Origin of the sequence: Sphingobacterium lactis (assembly GCF_051951495.1) — a bacterium.
In the GTDB taxonomy this organism is placed as follows: Bacteria; Bacteroidota; Bacteroidia; order Sphingobacteriales; family Sphingobacteriaceae; genus Sphingobacterium; species Sphingobacterium lactis_A.
The window spans coordinates 879,676-897,846 of the sequence record NZ_JBNHAS010000001.1; the positions used below are offsets into that span (position 1 = coordinate 879,676).

The following is an 18,171-nucleotide window of genomic DNA, read 5'->3' on the forward strand; positions in this document are numbered from 1 at the left end:
CTTGATTAGAGGTGTTGATCAAAATATTTCGGTTTCTCTTTTTCCCTATGAAATTATAAATCTTATTTGAATTACTCGTTATTACTGTTTGAATTTATCTCATTTTGAATAGAAGAATTTATAGGATTGTTATTAAGGATGTATTTTTCCAGAATGTATTTACTAGCAATTTTTAAAGATCTATCGGTATAAACAGGATGCATTCCTGGACCTGTAAAGAATTCCAATTCATTGTTGACTTTACTGTACCAGATTTGGCGGATATGCTTATATTTCAGGGTATCTGTTCTCAAGATTTTTCGGAAGTTATCTACTTTTTGTTGATCATAAGTTATTGCTGGAGTCCCACTTGGTAAATCAGCACATGCACAGGGCACATAACGATCCTCCTGCCAAATCATACATTCCTTGCTTTTCCAATGATTTATGATGAACCAGATTCCGATAATTGGAATAATTGCCAGACCTATTAATGGACTGAACGACCTCATGATTGGTTTTTTGATAGATGAATATTGAGTCTTATCTTCTGGGGTCTCGGTTTTTTCCTTATCAGCTATTTGAGGATTTTTAGCCAGCCAATTAGACATCGGTCTATCTTGAAAATCAATTAATATGGCTAATAACTTGGTGTTTTCTTCGTTTGGAGATTTGACTGAACCATTTATAAAATTCTCTATAGGTCTAAAACGATCTAGATCTGAACCCGCAATCAAAGTTTTTAAGTCCCTATTTATTGATTTTGGATTGAAAAAGCTGTTGAAGAATTTCTCATCCTCAGGTGTTAATCCTTCTGTGTATTTTCTTAGGCACAGGCTTCTAATACTCGTTCTTTTTGCCGATAATAATTCCTCTGCTAATTTTCCATCTGCCTTAACATTCTTATACGCCAATATTACGGCATCTCGGTAATTCGAAAAATCACTCATGTTGTAAAAATATTTTAAAATCTGAACTTGATTTTACGGTAAACCGTAAAAGGAATTTTCGGAATTCCACAATTTTTCAAATATCCAAAAATTTGAAATACACCCCTTCAAGTAATTTAAAGGAATACGTCAATCGGAAGAATCGGAATTATCGGAATTCCTTAGCGTTCAGCAAATTGCCCAACTACTTTTGAATCAGAAATCGGAGAATAAAATATCGATTCTCAGATGGATGAATTGCAATATTCCATGATTTCTTAGGAGCTGTACAGTGAAAATCCCATGTCGGGAAGCAGGGATTTAAGCTGTACAAGTCCAAACATCTTCCCAAAAAACAGAAGGCCTTCTGTAAACAAAATCATAGCAATCCGGAGTAGGAGATTCCGGACCTAGTCATGTGTTACAGTGAAATTATTTAAAGATGTATTACTTTTTATTAGCGTTCTTTTTAGGACAAGGGAATCCAAATGTTCCAATGAATTTAAACCAACAGATTAAAAATTATCCAACAACCTATAGCGTGGATGATCCTACAAACCCAGATGACCCGACAACTGATGATCCAGGAGACCATACAGTAGGAGGAGATCAAGGGACGGTTAGACCACCTAGACCAAAGAAATAAAGATAGAATGGCTAAAGGCAGCTTGTTCGGCTGCTTTTAGCTTTTACAGTAAATTTCCAAGATCCACAAATAGATTATTCCCAAATAATTACTATAGGATCACTAAGAATAAAAGGGAATTGGATTGACCGGAATGGGTATTTTGCTTATTTTCGAAGTAAATTCCAGACCTGTGAAGCCATTATTATTAACTATTATTACCCTGTTCTTATTTGCCTGTACGAAGCATGAAAGAAACAAAGAAGAAAAGCCGGAAAATGTCTTTGATGAAAAGGCCTATCAGTTTTTAGATAAGGGCCAAAAAGATAGTGCTTTTTACTATTTTGATAAAGCAAGGCAGGAGTATTTAAGTCAGGGAGATAGCACTTATGCAGTTTATGCATTAATCAATATGGCGATCACGCAAGAAGAATCTGGTGATTATTTTGGTTCACAAGAAACATCCATTCAAGCATTAGCATTTTTAAATGAAAATAAAAAAACGGATCATCCAAGCCTTGCGATCATCTACAATAATTTAGGTAATGTAACTGACCGATTGGAGGATGATATTAAAGCCATAGGTTTTTTTGAAAAAGCTTTATTTTTTGAACGTGATTCTGTTAATGCTGCTGTCTATCAAAACAACTTAGCACTCTGCTATAGAGAGGCTGGTAAATACCCGGAAGCTATACAGCTTTTTGAAGAAAGTTTGAAAAAATCGATTAAGGGAGGTAAGGAATATGCAAGGACGCTTAACAATATTGCTCGAACTCGTGAACTACAGAACCCTGATTTAGATTTAAAAGATGATTATTACGAAGCTTTGGCTATTCGTAAATCCCTTAATGATAGTGTAGGCCTTAATTCCAGTTATTATTATTTGACCAAATATTATGAAAAGCGAAATTTGGATTCTGCAATATGGTATGCAAATAAAAGATATAACATTGCCGTACAGCTCAAAATGGCGGCGGATAAAATTGATGGGCTAAAGCAGTTGATAAATCTGACCACTTCTGACCAATACAAGCATTATTTTAAAGATTTGAATTATCTGCAAGATTCCGTAGATAATGCTCGCCAAGCTGCTCGTAATCAGTTTGCTTTAATTCGTTATGAGGTGGAGAAGTCGAAATCCGAGAACCTTCAATTGCAAAAAGATAAAGCAGAAGTATCTTACAAGCTTACTTGGTTCCGATTAGGTTTTATATTGGTGTTGATTTCTCTGATGCTAGGCTATCTGGCACATAGAAAACATCGCAAGCGTATGGCATTGGAAGCTGAAAATCAAATTAAAGCCAATAAACTTAAAACCTCCAAAAAAGTGCATGATGTTGTGGCAAATGGAATCTATCGTGTTATGATGGAAATTGAGCATAAGGATGATTTAGATCGCGATGGTATATTGGATCGCTTGGAATTGATGTATAATCAGTCCAGGGATATTTCGCATGATAAAGAAGTGGAACCGCAAGATTTGAAATACAATGTTAGTTTGGCTGCCTTATTAACTTCTTTTTCTAGTCCATCTTGTCGGGTATTATTGGTGGGTAATGATGAGGAAACTTGGAATGGATTGAATAGAGTGATTTTAGAAGAACTGAAAACCTTGCTTCAAGAGTTGATGGTGAATATGTGTAAACATAGTTTGGCAGATACGGTAATTGTCAAGTTTTCTAGAGTGGATAATCTTCTATTGATCTATTATAAAGATAACGGGCAAGGAATGCGAGATCAATCTAATTTAGGGAAAGGACTGGAGAATACGGTTTCCCGTATAGAAAGCTTAAATGGTGATATTACATTTGAATCTGAAAAAGGGAATGGCTTAGCGATAAGCATAAAAATTCCTGTTTGTTAATGAACAGACCTATATGATAAAAAAAGTACTTATTGCCGAGGATCATGAGATTGCAAATATTTCAGTTCAGAAAACCCTACATGATTTAGGGATTCCAGATGCGAAATATGTATTCTACTGTGATCATGCGCTTACCTGGATAAAAAAGGCTCTTCAAGATGCTGAGCCTTATGATTTGCTTTTGACGGATATTGAATTTGATGATGATGCAAATCCGCAAACCTTGAAAAATGGTATTGAACTGATTAGTGCAGTTAAAGCTATTCAACCGGATATCAAGATTATCATTTTGTCTGCATTGGACCGTAGTGTAGAGATTGATCAATTATTTGATAAAGGTTATGTAGATGCCTATGTCCGTAAGGCGCGTAGGGATGCTCAACATCTACGTGAAGCATTACATGCCATTTCGCTTAATAAAACTTATAAATCTCCAGAGACTAGGAAAATAGTTCAAGATCGTAATGCACATGATTTCAGTAATCTTGATATGCATATCGTAAAGTTGCTTTATGAAGGAATTCCACAGAAGGAAATGCCACATTATTTGCAACAACGCAATATTCGACCTTCCAGCTTGAGTAGCATCGAGAAAAGATTAAACCTAATGAAGGAAGTACTAAGCTTTAGTAAAAATGAGCAATTAGTGGCTTATTGTAAGGAGATAGGTTTGGTTTAAGAGAATTTTTTTATGTTTTTATTTTAAATTTTAATACCTCTAGTAAAAGGTCGGTGCATGCATCGACCTTTTTTGATGTATGGAGTTGAATGTTTAAATGATTCAATTATGTAAATGTAAGGGAGATTTGCGCTGAGTTGGAAAGACACCAAAGTCTGTTATCTGTTTTCTTAAATCTAATAGCGCAGCGGTCTCCTATCTCACATCTAACAGCGAGCGGTCTATTCCTTCGCAGCGATCTCAAATCTAATCACTATCTTACCATATATGAATGAGCTAACTAGAAAGAATTTCATTAAAAAGTCTGTTTTGGGTATTTGTGGGTTAGGAATCACTGGATCTTTAAAAGGAGAATCCTTTCTTGAACAGCAGATTGTTGATACAAAAGGAGGAAATATGGCAAAAAGAATTTATAATAATGTTCGGTTAGAAACTGGCTTTGAGTATGATGGGGATGTGGTTGTCTCAACGAAAACGGAACTATTTCAAATTGAAGTAACGGATGGAAAGATTAGTAAAATCACGGAAAACAATTCTGTTTCCGGTGGTTTTGATGCGAACGGATATCTGATGTTGCCCGCGTTTAAGGATATGCACATACATTTGGATAAGACTTTTTATGGAGATCATTGGCAGGCTAGGAGAGCTCGAGCTGGTGGGGTTAAGGCAATGATCGCATTGGAGCAAGAGATTCTTCCAGAGATGCTTTTGCACTCCATTGAAAAGGCTGGAAAGCTAATTGAGTTATTACAATCGAAAGGATCATCTTTTGCACGAAGTCATGTCAATATCGAACCGACATCAAAATTAGATTCTTTAAATAATTTAAAACAAGCCCTGAATTTAAAGAAGAATAGTTTTTCTGCAGAACTAGTTGCTTTTCCGCAGCATGGACTCTATTATACGGATACTGTGCCTTATATGAAGGATGCTGCACAAGCTGGAATAGATTTTATTGGTGGACTGGATCCAATGAGTATCGATGGAGGGATTGAGAAACCCATTGATTTTACTGTGAAATTAGCTTTGGATAATCAAAAAGGAATTGACATTCATTTGCATGAAACGGGTGCATCTGGTGTTCAAACCATTGAATATTTAATTAAAAAAGTGCTAGAGAATCCTGCTTTAAAAGGTAAAACATTTTTAAGTCATTGTTTTGCTTTGGGGAGAATGCCTCAGGCGGAACAGGAAGCTATTGCCGAGAAATTAGCGGAAGCACAGATAGGTATTGTTTCAACAGTTCCTTTTGCAGGATTAATCATGCCAATTCCTACTCTATTAAGCAAGGGTGTCTCCGTTATGACTGGAAATGACAGCATTGTAGATCATTGGGATGTTTTCGGGACTGGAAGTGTACTGCAAAAAGCGAATTTAGCCGCTCAATTGTATAATTGGAGTACAGAATTTAAATTATCGAGAGCACTAAAGTTGGCAAATGTAGATAAGCTGCCACTAGATGATAAAGGCGTTCAACAATGGCCTAAAGCAGGGGATAGGGCTGATTTTGTTCTAATGGATGTATCCTGTTCGGCAGAAGCGGTAGCTAGAATTCCAGAGGTGAAACATCTGATTACAAAAGGTCATTTAGTTTATTAATATTTTTCACATACCTGTAGCGTTAATTGTTTAAGATCCGTTCATAGCATATCAACTAATTATTTGTTATGAAACGTATTTTTCAATTACTACCTTTTAGTATGCTTGTCGCAGTTATGATGCTGTTGACTTTTAGTTCTTGTCAAAAAGAAGATACTGAGTACTATGAAGACCTTAAATTTTCAAAAGAAACTTATTTTGTTCCTTTGGGGCATGAATTGCATGTCAATATACAGCGGGGTAATGGCGATTATGAAGTAGTTGCTGCAAATGAAGCTCTATTTGAATGGGATTTTTCTAATGAGAATTATTTTCCTGGATATTTTAAGTTCAAAGGAAAAAAGATAGGTACTACAACTTTAACTGTAGCTGATAAAAAAAATGCTGCTAAAGTAAATCTGACCATACATGTGGTTGATCCATTTCAGTTTTTTCAGGTGTTGGAAATTATGCCACAGGTAAAGATTAAAGACAATGCATCCTCGAGTAAATTGGAAGAAATCCGTCAAGAAATTTTAAAATATAGAAATTTTGAGAAACAGCAGGTAATATTATTAAAAGCCAATGCCAATAGGGATTATTATATCTTTAAAGATGATAAATCTATTTCCGTAGATCAAATACTGGAAAATGGTCTATTCCAAATCAATCTATTCACTGATTATAGTCCTTCTGGTCTAACCATGAAAAAGGAGGGATCTAGTACTTCCCAACATTTCCAATTTTATTTTCCTGGTAATGGAGTTTCAGATTATTTAAAAGTTATCATTCCAACGTCTGCACAAAATCAAGAACTGAAAGCTTCCAATAGAAATTATATAGCAGATTCTCCTCTTCCACCAAATGATTTTTTTTACATTTATAATGATGTGATCTCTGAAATTGCGAAGAAATACCCAGAAGTGGAGTCTGCCAGTGTATTTCATTATTTACATATACTTTTTAGGATTCAAGAATCAGAGACTGCTATTGACCAGAACCTCTTGCTCAAACAATAAGAATTTTTCCTATTCATTTTTAATTAATACAAGCCTTAGGTTCCTTTCTCAATAGGAAAGAATCAAAAGGCTTTTTTTATTTTGGCATTTTACGGTTAACCATAAAATTTAAAATAAATTGATTTTAGATTTGTTCATCTTATTTATGAATAAGGTTTAGGTTGATTGTATACCCGGTGCATGGCATCGGGTATTTTTTATTTAGCTAAGGACATATTTATTACCTTTGCGCTATGTCTACATCGTCATTAATTTCTCAAGATACCATTATCGCATTGGCTACTTCACCTGGTGCTAATGGAGCTATTGCTGTTATTCGTTTATCCGGTTCTCAAGCCATACAATTGGTCAATGAGGTCTTCAAAGGAAAGGATTTGAATAAGCAGGAATCTCATACCATTCATTTTGGGACTATTCGTGATGGTGATCAGATTATCGATGAGGTATTGGTGAGCTTATTTAAAGGTCCAAACTCCTACACTAAGGAAAATGTAGTGGAGATTTCCACGCATAATTCTAAATACATTATCGAGCGTGTTATTGGACTTTTAATCAAAAAGGGAGCAAGAGCAGCTAAGGCCGGAGAATTTACCTTACGCGCCTTCTTAAACGGTGGTATGGACTTATCTCAAGCGGAAGCTGTAGCAGATTTGATTGCATCAAATTCTGCTGCTTCTCATCAGATTGCCATACAGCAGATGCGTGGTGGCTTCTCCAATCAATTGCAGAAACTTCGTGAGGATCTTGTTCACTTTGCTTCACTAATTGAGTTGGAATTGGATTTTGCAGAAGAGGATGTAGAATTTGCCAATCGCGGTCAATTGAGATCTTTGATTCAGCAGATTCATTCAGTCATCGCGAAGTTAATTCGTTCTTTTGAACAGGGTAATGTCCTTAAAAACGGTGTTCCGGTGGTTATTGCTGGTAAACCTAATGTCGGTAAATCGACTTTATTGAATGCTTTGCTGAATGAAGAGCGTGCTATTGTTTCGGATATCGCCGGTACAACCAGAGATACCATTGAAGATGAAATTAATATTCACGGGGTTACATTCCGATTTATCGATACTGCCGGAATTCGTGATACGGAGGATGTCATTGAAGCGAAAGGGGTGGAGCGAACCAGAGAAAAGATGAAGCAAGCGCGATTGATTATTTACCTGTTTGACCCTACGCAAGATCAAATTAGTGATATTCAACAACAGATTGCGGATGTACAAGGGTTGAATATTCCATTCGTAACGATTATAAACAAGTCGGATTTATTGACAGAAGCACAGAAGGTGGAGTTTGCGATATTGAATCCGATTTATATTTCTGCTAAGCAGGGGTTGGGGATTGAAGAGCTTAAAGATGAACTCTTGAATCAAGTGAATCTTTCCAATATAAATACAGAAGATGTGATGATTACGAATATTCGTCATGTGGAAGCTTTGCAACATACGCAAGAAGCTTTAGAGAAGGTGTTGTATGGGATAGATAACCCGATTACTTCGGATTTTTTAGCTATGGACATCAGACAGGCTTTGCAGTATCTCGGTGAGATCACGGGTACAGTGACAACAGATGATCTGCTGGAGAATATTTTTAGTAAGTTTTGTATCGGGAAGTAACTCTGTTTAAACAAACAACCAAATCATTTAATATATTTCCATAAAACTTCTGTTTAATAGGTTATTTGCTCTTTTCAAATTTAAACGTTTTTAAATAAACATCCAAATGTTTTAAACAATATTTGTACCTTTGTTGTACCTAGTTAGTTTACAATTTATTATTTGTACCTAATGTGGTTTACAAAGTTTACAAAATTTACATACTTACACAAGTATAAACTTATTTAAATTAAATGAGCTCCAATATACAGGTTACGAGAATCTGCCAACATTGTAATAAAGAATTTATAGCAAAGACTACTGTCACGAAATTTTGCTCTGAACTTTGTGGTAAAAGAAATTATAAACTGAGACAGAAACAAACTAAGATCGCTAAATCTGAAATAGAAACTCAAGTGATCCGTAATGAGAAAACCTTACCGTCTAGTAAAGATTTAGCTAATAAAGAATTCTTATCTGTTACAGAAGTTGGGCTCTTGATTGGTTGCTCAAGACAGAACGTTTATAAACTCATCAATTCAGGAAAGCTGATAGCATCAAATCCCTTAGAAAGAAAGACAATCATAAAAAGGAATGATGTTGATCAGATGCTTAAGGAGAATGAAATTAATAATCGGTCTCAGTCCCTTATTGATGAAACTCCAGAGTACTATTCTATGCAAGAAATAGAGGTAAAATATAATATGTCTGAAAAGGCAATCTATGAATTGATTAAACGGAATAAAATTGAAAAGGTAAAGAGAGGTCGATATTCCTTAGTAAGTAAAAAAGAGATTGACAAACTATTAAGTTAAGATCATGATTAAAGTAACAGTTCGTAATAAACCACTAACTGATAAAAGGAAGCTATCTCTATATTTAGATTTCTATCCTGCTATTCTTAAGGAGGGAAAGGAAACGCGTAGAGAATTTATTAAGACCTACATTTATGCTAAACCCAAAACTGATCAAGAGAAACAGCATAATAGGGAAAAGCTTGTATTCGCAGAGGCTTTAAGGCTTCGTAGGGAGAATGAAGTCAATAAGCCTGAGATTTATGCAACTCACGAAAAAGAGATGCTTCGAAGACAGGAAATCGCTTCAAAATCCTTTAAGGATTATTTTTTCAAACTGGCTAAAAAAAGAAAGACATCTAACTATAAAACTTGGTTAACTACCATCGATTATCTAAATACATTTCATCCGGAGGAAATATCCTTCAAAGATTTAACTGTTCCTTTTATAGAAGGATTTAGGGATTATTTATTGGAAGCTCCCTCTATTAGAACAAAAACAACAAAAATATCTAGGAATACCGCATCTAGCTATTATCTAAAGTTTAAAGCAGCCTTAAAACAGGCTTTCAAAGACGGTCTTATCGAAACAGATCAAGGTTCAAAAGTAGAAGCAATAAAAGTAGAAGATACTAATCGTGAGTTCCTTACTATTGAAGAACTTAACTCTTTAGTAAATACTTCTTGTGTTGATCCTTTGATGAAGAAGGCTGCATTATTTAGTGCTTTAACAGGGTTAAGGTTCTCAGACATAAAAACATTGAAAGTTGGTCAGATCATTAAAACAGAATTGGGACACCATCTTGAATTTACGCAACAGAAAACCGGTATGTTTGAAAGGCAGCCTATTAGTGAACAGGCATTTAAATTATTAAATATTCCATTATCTGCTAATAAAGAGGATCTTGTATTTGAAGGATTAAAATACAGTGCATATAACAACAAGTTTTTAGCGCAATGGATTGGAGCTGCAGGAATTACAAAAAATATTACCTTTCACAACTTTAGGCACACTTTTGCAACACTTCAATTACATTATGGAACTGATATTTACACTGTATCAAAACTTTTAGGGCACAAATCTCTTAAAACCACTCAGATATATACAAAGGTACTAGACCAAGCAAAACAAGATGCAGTAAATAAGATAAGGTTAGATTTTGATAATGAATAAGATATGGATTTTGGGTATATTTTAATTAATGGATATTTTGAATGCTTCAACACGAAGTATTTTGATCGCGAATTATTAAGGGCCCTTAAAAGGCTTGAAGAAGAGGGGTTTCAAAATGATGAAGTAATTGATAATTTCCAAGTTGTAATTGATGAAGTTAGAAATTTATTTATTTCCGAATATCAAGAAGAAAAATCATCTTTAGATAGGTTTTTTAGGAAAAATCAATATTCTGAATCAATTAGCAATGATAAATTAATTTTTAAGATTAACACTGGAATAGATTTTATTGAAGCTTGTGAAGGAATAGTAATTCCTAATGAATTCAATGAATTAAGCGTTGATTCTTTTTCATTAAAGCCTGATTTGATATATAGAAAAGGAATAACAAAAATTTCTATAGCCAATGAAATTACAATGCATGATATAGAATTGATCCAAAAGACTATTGATAAAATAAAACAACAAGCAATCTCAACTGATAATTCACAAATATCTCATAATTCAGATAAGGAATTAAATAACCATTCTAGTAAAACAAGTTACAATGATCATTTATCTTATTGGGATATTATTATAGACGGTTATATTAAAAGTTATAATAGCGATCATTTTTTAGATTACCTTTTAAGAGAATGTAGAAGGGCAGAGAAGTTTAATTATTCAAGAGAGGAATTTTTTCAGAAAATAGAATTAGTAATTGAAAGTATAATTGCATTGACAAAACGAATTCATCGTAAACATATTAATGTTGTTAATGCAATTAAAAAGCCTAAATTTCCATACTTAGATATAAATAAAAAAACGAACTCTTGGAACAGCTCGTATACGTTAATATCATATTACGACATACAGGTAAATTTTGATAAAAGGGATATTCGACTAACTTTTGATGACATTGAAAATATCAGAAATAGTTATATAGAATTTAGCAAGCTTATGTCATTTGATAAAAAACATTATGATAGATTGGCATTTTTATACGATGATAATATTAATAGCAATTCAGATATCCAAAGAGCTTACAGCGCATCAGAAAATGAAGATATTGGATTGGTATATACAGAGTTGATCAATTACTTTTCATTGGAAGAATCTGCAAATGGCCCCTTTTTCGTAAATGAAGAAGAAAAATTAAAATTCATCAATAATTTATCCCATGTTATTGTATTAAGTTCATTTGATGAATCTGCAGATAATTTGGTTTATTTGGCTAGTAAGAAATCTACGGCTTTTGGAAAATTTTTAGGTATAATTCATACGAAATTCAGAAAACAGGGGAAATACCTTAGGAAAGGTACTAGAGAATCTGATTCAGTTTATTTCAAATTAATGCGTACTGTTGACGTTTGGAAAGATGTTAAAGTCGATTCTAAGTTAAAAGACAAACTTAAATAAAAAAGTTACTCAGGTTGTTGAGGTGGTTTTTCAAGCCAGAACACATCCTTGTATTATTGCATCATAACATTTAAAGGAATTTAAAAAAGATGCGGTATGGAAACAATATCATTTAACGATTTACCAAAAGAAGTAGCAAAACAAGGAGAAATGTTAAAGGAGATTCGAGCGCTACTCATAAATATCCCCACCCTAATTAATCCCCCAATAGAAGAAGATACAATTTTCACAGTTAAAGAAGCATCCTCTTATTTAGGTTATACAGTCAAATCCATTTATGTGAAGGCTTCAGCAAGACAATTGCCCCATCACAAGAAAATGGGTAGATTATTCTTTTCAAAATTAGAACTAGATGAGTTTATAAAAAAAGGAAAGAGAAAAACTCTTGAAGAGATCCAGGAGGAAGCCAACCAATTCAAAGAAAAAAGGAGATAATTCCTATCTCCTTTAGACCAACATTAATACACCCCAACACAACCACCAATCGCACACCACTAATCAAGGAGTGATAATATTATATTGTTAAATTACTACAACAGTTAAAGGTATGAAAAATACTGAATATAAACAAATTACAGTTTGTTTTATCCTAAGAAATAAGGCAAGTGAGGCTAAGGGGAATGGAACAGTATTAACCCGTTATATAGGAGGTCAGAATGGGAATTGTTAAACAAATGGATCCCATTGAAATTCAAAGGGCAGTGAATCAGTCATTGGCGAAAGTAACTTCTTCTGAAAGCAATAGTGATCTCTTATCCTTATTAAATAAATCAGAACTGACACCAGATTCTAAATTTGATAAACCAGAAACAGTTTTGTCTATAGTTCAACCTAATGGTGAAGTGCCGATGTTCGTTAGAGGTTCAATTTCTCAAATAAATGGTAAAGCAAAAAGTGGAAAGAGCACATTCCTAACGTTAGCAGTATCTAGTGCAATAAACGGAGATATGGCGACTGAAGAATTTTCTCTTGTATCGCCAGGAGGAATAAAAGCAATTTGGTTTGATACTGAACAAGGTGGTTATTATGCTTACAGGACATATAGCATGACATTAGGAAGACTTACTGAGGGAAACGAATACAATTTAAAATATTATGATCTCAGGGAATATAATGCTGAACAACGGGTAGAGCTTATAAAGTTCGCTTTAGAGTTACATTCGGATGTTGGATTGGTGGTCATAGATGGAACTAGAGACTTGTTATACGATTATAATGACCCAAAAGAGTCCTCAAAATTAGTAACTGAATTGATGCGTTTATCCACTGTTTATAATTGCCATATAGTCAATGTACTGCACCTCAACAAAAGTAACGGTGAATCTAGAGGTCACCTTGGTACTGAACTTGACAATAAATGCACTTTAACAATGGTGGTTAATAAAAATGAGGAGATGAATGGCGCAATCATCGAAACAAAACTAAACAGAGATGCTCCAATATTACCTTTTGAACTAGTGAGAGATGATTTTGGCAATATTTATTTGAAAGAAGGAATTATAAACAACAAAACCAAAGCCGAACCTATCACATTGAGATATGAAGATCACAAAACCATTCTCGAAAATGTTTTTTCCACTGCAAATGAATTTAATTCGGGACAATTTAACCAAGCTTTAAAGAAATCGGTTAGTAATCACATTGGTAAGACTGCGCCAGATTTATTTATAAGAACTCTTGTTGCTGAATATCAGGAAAAAGGATTTGTATTATTCGAAGGAGGAGGGAATAAGCGTTGTATTAAGTTGGTTGAGTTTGTTGACAAACTGCCTAACTAACTCAAACACCTAGGTTAATTCAGTTAGTTGGTTGCCCCTTATATATATAAGGGCAACTAACCAACTAACTGGGATTACATTTTTTAAAATAGACCAAGTATGTCAGATTATAAATACCAACTTGAGCCTTACAAAGGAATGAACACGAGATATCGTTGTCCTAGCTGCGGTAAAAAAGGAAAGTTTGCTATGTACATTGACATGGAAAGTAGGGAGTACGTTGATGGACTGGTTGGAAGGTGTGAACGTATCGAGAATTGCGGATATCATTACGCTCCAAAACAATACTTTGAAGATAATGGTATACAACAGGTATCAAAGCATATCTCCCCTTTTAAGCCAACAAAACATGTTAAGAAAGAAATATCATTTATTGATAAGTCTATATTAGAGAATTCGTTGAATGGTTATGACAAAAACAATTTCGTTGAATTTCTAATGAACAAATTTGGACCTGATACAACAATGGAAGTTATTATCAAATATATGATTGGTACTTCTAAATATTGGGAAGGATCTACAGTCTTTTGGCAGGTTGATAAACATAAGAACGTCAGGACTGGAAAAATAATGCTTTACAACCGTTCTAATGGCAAAAGGGTACGGAAACCGTTCGACCACATCCAATGGGCGCACAAAGCACTTAAAAGGGATAATTTCAATTTAGAACAGTGTTTCTTTGGTGAACACCTTTTGGCAGGAAGCTCTAAACCAGTTGCCATGGTTGAGAGCGAGAAAAGTGCACTTATCTGCAATATATACTTTCCTCAGTTCATTTGGATTGCATGTGGAAGTGCACAGGGTTTAAATAAGTCGAAATGCGAGGTTTTAAGGAACCGGGAGGTAATATTATTCCCTGACCTAAAAGTGGCCACAGCATGGCAAGAAAAAGCCATAGAATTAAAAAGCATTGCAAGGGTTTCGGTCTCTACATTTCTGGAAGATAATGCTTCTAAGGAGGAACTTGAACAGGGGCTAGATATTGCTGATTACCTGTTGCGGTTTGATCCATCTGAGTTTTCCGAGTCCATACGCGCAGGTGAGACGGAGGTTTCAGACGAACAGAGTTTAAAGTCATTCTTTATTGAGTTGGCTCAGCTAATCCCAATTGGTGAAACAGTGGTAATAGATGATTTAGAGATTAAAGATTTCAGAAAGTACATTATTGATGCTAGTGATAATCCATTGGTAAAAGAGTTTGAAGCAAGGACGATATACCGCATCATGCACATGCATGGATATAGTGAGTTTGAGGGGAAATATTAATATGGATTATTAAATGGGAATCAAATCGAAAGAAAAGCTATTATCCATCATTGGTTTAACGGGACAGTGTGAGCTAAGATCCATTGAAGCTAATCACAATTACCAATTCTATAGGTATAGTTATAGACAGAATAATTTTACCATCCTCCGAGAAAGAGGCAGACAAGATTATTACATCAAGCTAGAAGATGATTTTGCTATCGCTATGGGTTATAAAAGTCATTTACACATGATGTCTAAGGACCGGGTTATTGTATTGATGGATTATATCCAAAAGACATATGGCAGATGGATTTTCAAGAGGGTTGTAGAAGATAAACAGCAAAGTTCTCTAATTATTTAGGTTATTAAAGCGATCGACATGGGTAGATATTCTATTGTTAATTTAATTGAAAACGCAACAGTGCTTTCTATTTCTGACATAAAGAAATGGGGATATTTAGAAACTGAAAATAAAAGCGGCGTAATTACATGGAGCAGAAATGGTAAAAAAACTAGTGCTATAAGTATTCGAACTGTTATTAATACCGGTACTTACTTAGAACTTTCATATACATACCAAAAAACCGAGTTAGTAAAATATCTAGTTGAAATTACGTATATCGAATCCAATTTAAAAAATGGGGAAATTCCATATTTCATTTGTCCTTCCACTGGCAAAAGATGTAGGAAGTTGTATTCAATTGGGAAATACTTCCTTCATCGAGAAGCTTATTACAATACGATGTATGAGAAACAAACTGAATCTAAAAAAATGAGAAACTTCACCAAGATAATGGGGCCATATTATGAGGTTGACAAGGTGAATGAAGAATTATATTCAAAGCATTTTAAAAATTTCTATAACGGTAAACCCACAAAGAGGTTTGTAAGATTGATGAAAAAGCTTAATAAAGTAGACCGCAACTTTAACTATGGTGAATTCATACGAAAATCATTGACATCCTAGATTACTAAATATTTTTTAGTTGTATTTGTCTATTCATAATTTAAGTTTATAATTGGTTAAAATCCCTACATCTCCCCGGTGTAGGGATTTTTTGTATAAATGTTACAAAAAGATACTTACAGATATGTATAGATACAATTATTTCAAAATTGTTGCAATTATTTTAAAGCCTTTTAAGCGATCTAATTGTACGCGAGAAACAAATTCCTTGTTCAAGCTGTTAATATCGTCTCCTTGAGCTTAAAAGTTGTGCATGTTTGGTTTTGTATAGTTTTTCTATTTACTAGTTTTAACACCTTTTTTCTCTTCGTTCGTTTATTTCATCTGTTTTCTTTTTGTAAACTATTTACTATGTTTGATGCGGATAGGTTCGAAAAAAGTCTGCAACAGTAGAAAAGTTTATCACTTATCCAAAATTATTTTGACATGAGTTTTAAACCTTTGGTTGAGATTTGTGTTTAATAAGTATAGAAACTAAAACTAATATTCAAATGATTGCAGAAATTGAAAATTTAAACTCTCAAGATCACGATAGAGATCTTAGAGTGAAATATATTATGCATTTAAGTGAAAATTTAAGGAAGCAAAAGAGCTCCTTTGTTTTGGGGTCTGATCAGCACTTAGATTATATTAATAATAAAACAAAAAAGCTTAACTCCTTAATTGATAGTTTAAGAGATTTTAATGATTCTTTCGAAGATATATTTCCACATGAAAAAGAAGACGGAGAATTATTTATAAATAAGCTGCATCTTCTTCATAGCGGACTATCACTAGCTATTGCAAATTTAAGTAAAGAAATTCCTAAGGATTCATTCAAAACCTGTCTTGATAAGTTAAATGTAGAAAACAATCAAATTGTGGAGTATATTGAAGATTTGAATGAATTTATTTTATCTGAGGGGGAGAATAACTTGTTGGATGATTTAGACTAATCTAGCATGGAAAATTCTTGTTGCAGAGGAACTAAACGTTTTTACAAGGAACTGATTAAACTTAAAAAATCATACCCTTCCATATTGTTAGATTTAAAATCTGAATTTAAAGGATATACTTTTATTGATCTGTTTAACAGAAATTATAAACTTCAAGATGCAGGAAGTCAAAGATTGATTAAACATAGGGTTTCAAATTCTTATAACCGATCAGGTAAGAGCGGAGGGTTCAGGGTGTATTACATTGCAAATTTACCTGAAGAGAAAGTGACATTTTTAACTATTTATCCAAAATCTAATAAATATGGTAAAGAAAATCTAGACAAAAATGCTCTTCGCGAAATAATTAATGAGTATAAAGCTGAGAATAGTTCTAAAAGTTTTGTAACATTAGATTTTGAGGAAATTTAAATATTAAAAAACATTCATCCCCTCCATCCAGAGGGGATTTTTGTTTTAAAGCCTTTCCTTGATTGGTTGAGGTTTTTATTAATTTTTTTTTATTATTTCCATCAAATTCTCTTTGATTTTATTATACTCATTCTTAGCTACCACTATACAACTACTATACAAGCACTATACAACCACTATACAGCCATCTTTTCTTCTTGCTATTGTTTTAACAGCCACTATACAACCACTATACAGCCACTATTTAACAAATCTTAAAAGTCTAAAATTATTACTTTCAAAAGTGGCAGGATGTGTCTTTGTACGTACAAAAACTTCCCTCGCTCATTTGCGGCCTATCAGCTTCGCCTGATTTTGGGGCTGTTTACGGGTTCGACATATTCTGATTGTTTGGCACTAAATGGCACTAAATGGCAATAACATATGCGAGTATTTGCGACCTGGTTATCTGCGGTTATCTGCGGTTATCTGCGGTTATCTGCGCTAGATGATGCGAGTAATTGCGAGTTAGATTTTGCAGTAACGTGCAGTTTATCGTTTGGGGGTAAATGGCGAATTGTTTCCTGAGCTATAAAAAAAGCGAAAATAGCGTTTACGAAGATTATTTGCCCATCACTACGCGCGCACGCGTATAGACCGACGAAAACCCCTAAGAGTATCAGTATAATGATTATTTGGGCACTGTTATACTTGCGTGAAGAATTAACAAATATCGCTCTGATGGTGCTTACGAAGACTTTTTGCAAAGTGTTGCGTGCGCGCGTGAGGAAAAATGTAAAAACTAAAAGAGATCGTTTTCTAGACCTTAGAAGATTATTGGGGCGTTGATACGCGCGTACTGGTAAAACAACTCCCTTGCTGAATAGAAAACTTATATGTTATCTGATCATGCGTATAGGATGAATTTTCGTCGGTCATTACACGTGCGCGCGTAGTGCATTGAATTTCTGCGCCTTATAAAAAAACGCTTTAAACCTATTTCTTGGTCTTTATAAAAAGCCTCAGGACTTAATTATAAGGTCTTTCCAACATCATATACGCATAGGGGAAACAAGCTTAAAACACACCAGGAAGGTTTTAATACGGTCATTACGCGTGTAGAGGAAACAACCTGCAATTAAATAAACTTTGTGGTTATCTGTTCGCGTGTGAATCGGAGTAATTCGGAGTGATCCAGCTTCAACTACTAGGGAAAACTTTA

18 protein-coding genes are annotated in these 18,171 nt (G+C 34.1%); 17 read left to right on the forward strand and 1 reads right to left on the reverse strand.

Annotated features, from left to right (window positions below):
* Nucleotides 1–71: 71 nt before the first annotated feature.
* On the reverse strand, nucleotides 72–929 hold the full coding sequence (locus ACP6L2_RS03760; protein ID WP_440507960.1) for a hypothetical protein: 858 nt from the start codon (nucleotides 927–929) through the stop codon (nucleotides 72–74).
* A 421-nt stretch (nucleotides 930–1,350) separates the two neighbouring features.
* On the opposite strand from ACP6L2_RS03760, the gene ACP6L2_RS03765 reads away from it, so the two are divergent.
* From ACP6L2_RS03765 to ACP6L2_RS03845, 17 genes are all read left to right on the forward strand, one after another.
* A complete protein-coding gene (locus ACP6L2_RS03765; RefSeq protein WP_440507961.1) occupies nucleotides 1,351–1,554 on the forward strand; it encodes a hypothetical protein in 204 nt (67 codons plus the stop codon).
* 172 nt (nucleotides 1,555–1,726) lie between these two features.
* Nucleotides 1,727–3,397 (forward strand): tetratricopeptide repeat protein, encoded by a 1,671-nt coding sequence (locus ACP6L2_RS03770; protein WP_440507962.1) that lies wholly within the window; start codon nucleotides 1,727–1,729, stop codon nucleotides 3,395–3,397.
* Between the two features lie 13 nt (nucleotides 3,398–3,410).
* Entirely contained in the window at nucleotides 3,411–4,076 is a 666-nt protein-coding gene (locus ACP6L2_RS03775; protein ID WP_440507963.1) for a response regulator, read from the forward strand.
* A 267-nt stretch (nucleotides 4,077–4,343) separates the two neighbouring features.
* Nucleotides 4,344–5,675, forward strand: a complete 1,332-nt coding sequence (locus ACP6L2_RS03780) for an amidohydrolase (protein WP_440507964.1) — start codon at nucleotides 4,344–4,346, stop codon at nucleotides 5,673–5,675.
* A gap of 68 nt (nucleotides 5,676–5,743) precedes the next feature.
* The gene (locus ACP6L2_RS03785; RefSeq protein WP_440507965.1) at nucleotides 5,744–6,673 is read left to right on the forward strand and encodes a hypothetical protein; all 930 of its coding nucleotides are present in this window, start codon (nucleotides 5,744–5,746) and stop codon (nucleotides 6,671–6,673) included.
* 233 nt (nucleotides 6,674–6,906) lie between these two features.
* Complete coding sequence (mnmE, locus tag ACP6L2_RS03790; protein ID WP_440507966.1) at nucleotides 6,907–8,286, forward strand: tRNA uridine-5-carboxymethylaminomethyl(34) synthesis GTPase MnmE; 1,380 nt, start codon at nucleotides 6,907–6,909, stop codon at nucleotides 8,284–8,286.
* Between the two features lie 233 nt (nucleotides 8,287–8,519).
* Nucleotides 8,520–9,080 carry a helix-turn-helix domain-containing protein gene (locus ACP6L2_RS03795; RefSeq protein ID WP_440507967.1) on the forward strand — a complete coding sequence of 187 codons (561 nt, stop codon included), beginning with the start codon at nucleotides 8,520–8,522 and terminating at the stop codon, nucleotides 9,078–9,080.
* A 4-nt stretch (nucleotides 9,081–9,084) separates the two neighbouring features.
* Nucleotides 9,085–10,233 (forward strand): tyrosine-type recombinase/integrase, encoded by a 1,149-nt coding sequence (locus ACP6L2_RS03800; protein WP_440507968.1) that lies wholly within the window; start codon nucleotides 9,085–9,087, stop codon nucleotides 10,231–10,233.
* Nucleotides 10,234–10,236: 3 nt separating this feature from the next.
* Nucleotides 10,237–11,631, forward strand: a complete 1,395-nt coding sequence (locus ACP6L2_RS03805) for a hypothetical protein (protein WP_440507969.1) — start codon at nucleotides 10,237–10,239, stop codon at nucleotides 11,629–11,631.
* 96 nt (nucleotides 11,632–11,727) lie between these two features.
* Nucleotides 11,728–12,066 (forward strand): helix-turn-helix domain-containing protein, encoded by a 339-nt coding sequence (locus ACP6L2_RS03810; protein WP_440507970.1) that lies wholly within the window; start codon nucleotides 11,728–11,730, stop codon nucleotides 12,064–12,066.
* A gap of 112 nt (nucleotides 12,067–12,178) precedes the next feature.
* Nucleotides 12,179–12,301 (forward strand): hypothetical protein, encoded by a 123-nt coding sequence (locus ACP6L2_RS03815; protein WP_440507971.1) that lies wholly within the window; start codon nucleotides 12,179–12,181, stop codon nucleotides 12,299–12,301.
* Nucleotides 12,288–13,409 (forward strand): AAA family ATPase, encoded by a 1,122-nt coding sequence (locus ACP6L2_RS03820; RefSeq protein WP_440507972.1) that lies wholly within the window; start codon nucleotides 12,288–12,290, stop codon nucleotides 13,407–13,409. Before ACP6L2_RS03815 ends, ACP6L2_RS03820 begins: the two co-directional genes overlap by 14 nt.
* A 99-nt stretch (nucleotides 13,410–13,508) precedes the next feature.
* Complete coding sequence (locus ACP6L2_RS03825; RefSeq protein WP_440507973.1) at nucleotides 13,509–14,675, forward strand: DUF6371 domain-containing protein; 1,167 nt, start codon at nucleotides 13,509–13,511, stop codon at nucleotides 14,673–14,675.
* Nucleotides 14,676–14,688: 13 nt separating this feature from the next.
* Nucleotides 14,689–15,018, forward strand: coding sequence for a hypothetical protein (locus tag ACP6L2_RS03830; protein WP_440507974.1), 330 nt, complete (start codon nucleotides 14,689–14,691; stop codon nucleotides 15,016–15,018).
* Between the two features lie 18 nt (nucleotides 15,019–15,036).
* On the forward strand, nucleotides 15,037–15,624 hold the full coding sequence (locus tag ACP6L2_RS03835) for a hypothetical protein (RefSeq protein WP_440507975.1): 588 nt from the start codon (nucleotides 15,037–15,039) through the stop codon (nucleotides 15,622–15,624).
* A gap of 491 nt (nucleotides 15,625–16,115) precedes the next feature.
* Nucleotides 16,116–16,559 carry a hypothetical protein gene (locus tag ACP6L2_RS03840; protein WP_440507976.1) on the forward strand — a complete coding sequence of 148 codons (444 nt, stop codon included), beginning with the start codon at nucleotides 16,116–16,118 and terminating at the stop codon, nucleotides 16,557–16,559.
* 6 nt (nucleotides 16,560–16,565) lie between these two features.
* The gene (locus ACP6L2_RS03845) at nucleotides 16,566–16,970 is read left to right on the forward strand and encodes a hypothetical protein (RefSeq protein ID WP_440507977.1); all 405 of its coding nucleotides are present in this window, start codon (nucleotides 16,566–16,568) and stop codon (nucleotides 16,968–16,970) included.
* Nucleotides 16,971–18,171 lie beyond the last annotated feature (1,201 nt).

Coding starts and splice junctions, on each gene's coding strand:
- ACP6L2_RS03800 (WP_440507968.1), top strand. CDS start 9,085: ATGATTAAAGTAACAGTTCGTAATAAACCACTAACTGATAAAAGGAAG.
- ACP6L2_RS03805 (WP_440507969.1), top strand. CDS start 10,237: ATGGATTTTGGGTATATTTTAATTAATGGATATTTTGAATGCTTCAAC.
- ACP6L2_RS03785 (WP_440507965.1), top strand. CDS start 5,744: ATGAAACGTATTTTTCAATTACTACCTTTTAGTATGCTTGTCGCAGTT.
- ACP6L2_RS03815 (WP_440507971.1), top strand. CDS start 12,179: ATGAAAAATACTGAATATAAACAAATTACAGTTTGTTTTATCCTAAGA.
- ACP6L2_RS03820 (WP_440507972.1), top strand. CDS start 12,288: ATGGGAATTGTTAAACAAATGGATCCCATTGAAATTCAAAGGGCAGTG.
- mnmE (WP_440507966.1), top strand. CDS start 6,907: ATGTCTACATCGTCATTAATTTCTCAAGATACCATTATCGCATTGGCT.
- ACP6L2_RS03810 (WP_440507970.1), top strand. CDS start 11,728: ATGGAAACAATATCATTTAACGATTTACCAAAAGAAGTAGCAAAACAA.
- ACP6L2_RS03845 (WP_440507977.1), top strand. CDS start 16,566: ATGGAAAATTCTTGTTGCAGAGGAACTAAACGTTTTTACAAGGAACTG.
- ACP6L2_RS03795 (WP_440507967.1), top strand. CDS start 8,520: ATGAGCTCCAATATACAGGTTACGAGAATCTGCCAACATTGTAATAAA.
- ACP6L2_RS03835 (WP_440507975.1), top strand. CDS start 15,037: ATGGGTAGATATTCTATTGTTAATTTAATTGAAAACGCAACAGTGCTT.
- ACP6L2_RS03765 (WP_440507961.1), top strand. CDS start 1,351: ATGTATTACTTTTTATTAGCGTTCTTTTTAGGACAAGGGAATCCAAAT.
- ACP6L2_RS03775 (WP_440507963.1), top strand. CDS start 3,411: ATGATAAAAAAAGTACTTATTGCCGAGGATCATGAGATTGCAAATATT.
- ACP6L2_RS03840 (WP_440507976.1), top strand. CDS start 16,116: ATGATTGCAGAAATTGAAAATTTAAACTCTCAAGATCACGATAGAGAT.
- ACP6L2_RS03830 (WP_440507974.1), top strand. CDS start 14,689: ATGGGAATCAAATCGAAAGAAAAGCTATTATCCATCATTGGTTTAACG.
- ACP6L2_RS03825 (WP_440507973.1), top strand. CDS start 13,509: ATGTCAGATTATAAATACCAACTTGAGCCTTACAAAGGAATGAACACG.
- ACP6L2_RS03760 (WP_440507960.1), bottom strand. CDS start 929: ATGAGTGATTTTTCGAATTACCGAGATGCCGTAATATTGGCGTATAAG.
- ACP6L2_RS03780 (WP_440507964.1), top strand. CDS start 4,344: ATGAATGAGCTAACTAGAAAGAATTTCATTAAAAAGTCTGTTTTGGGT.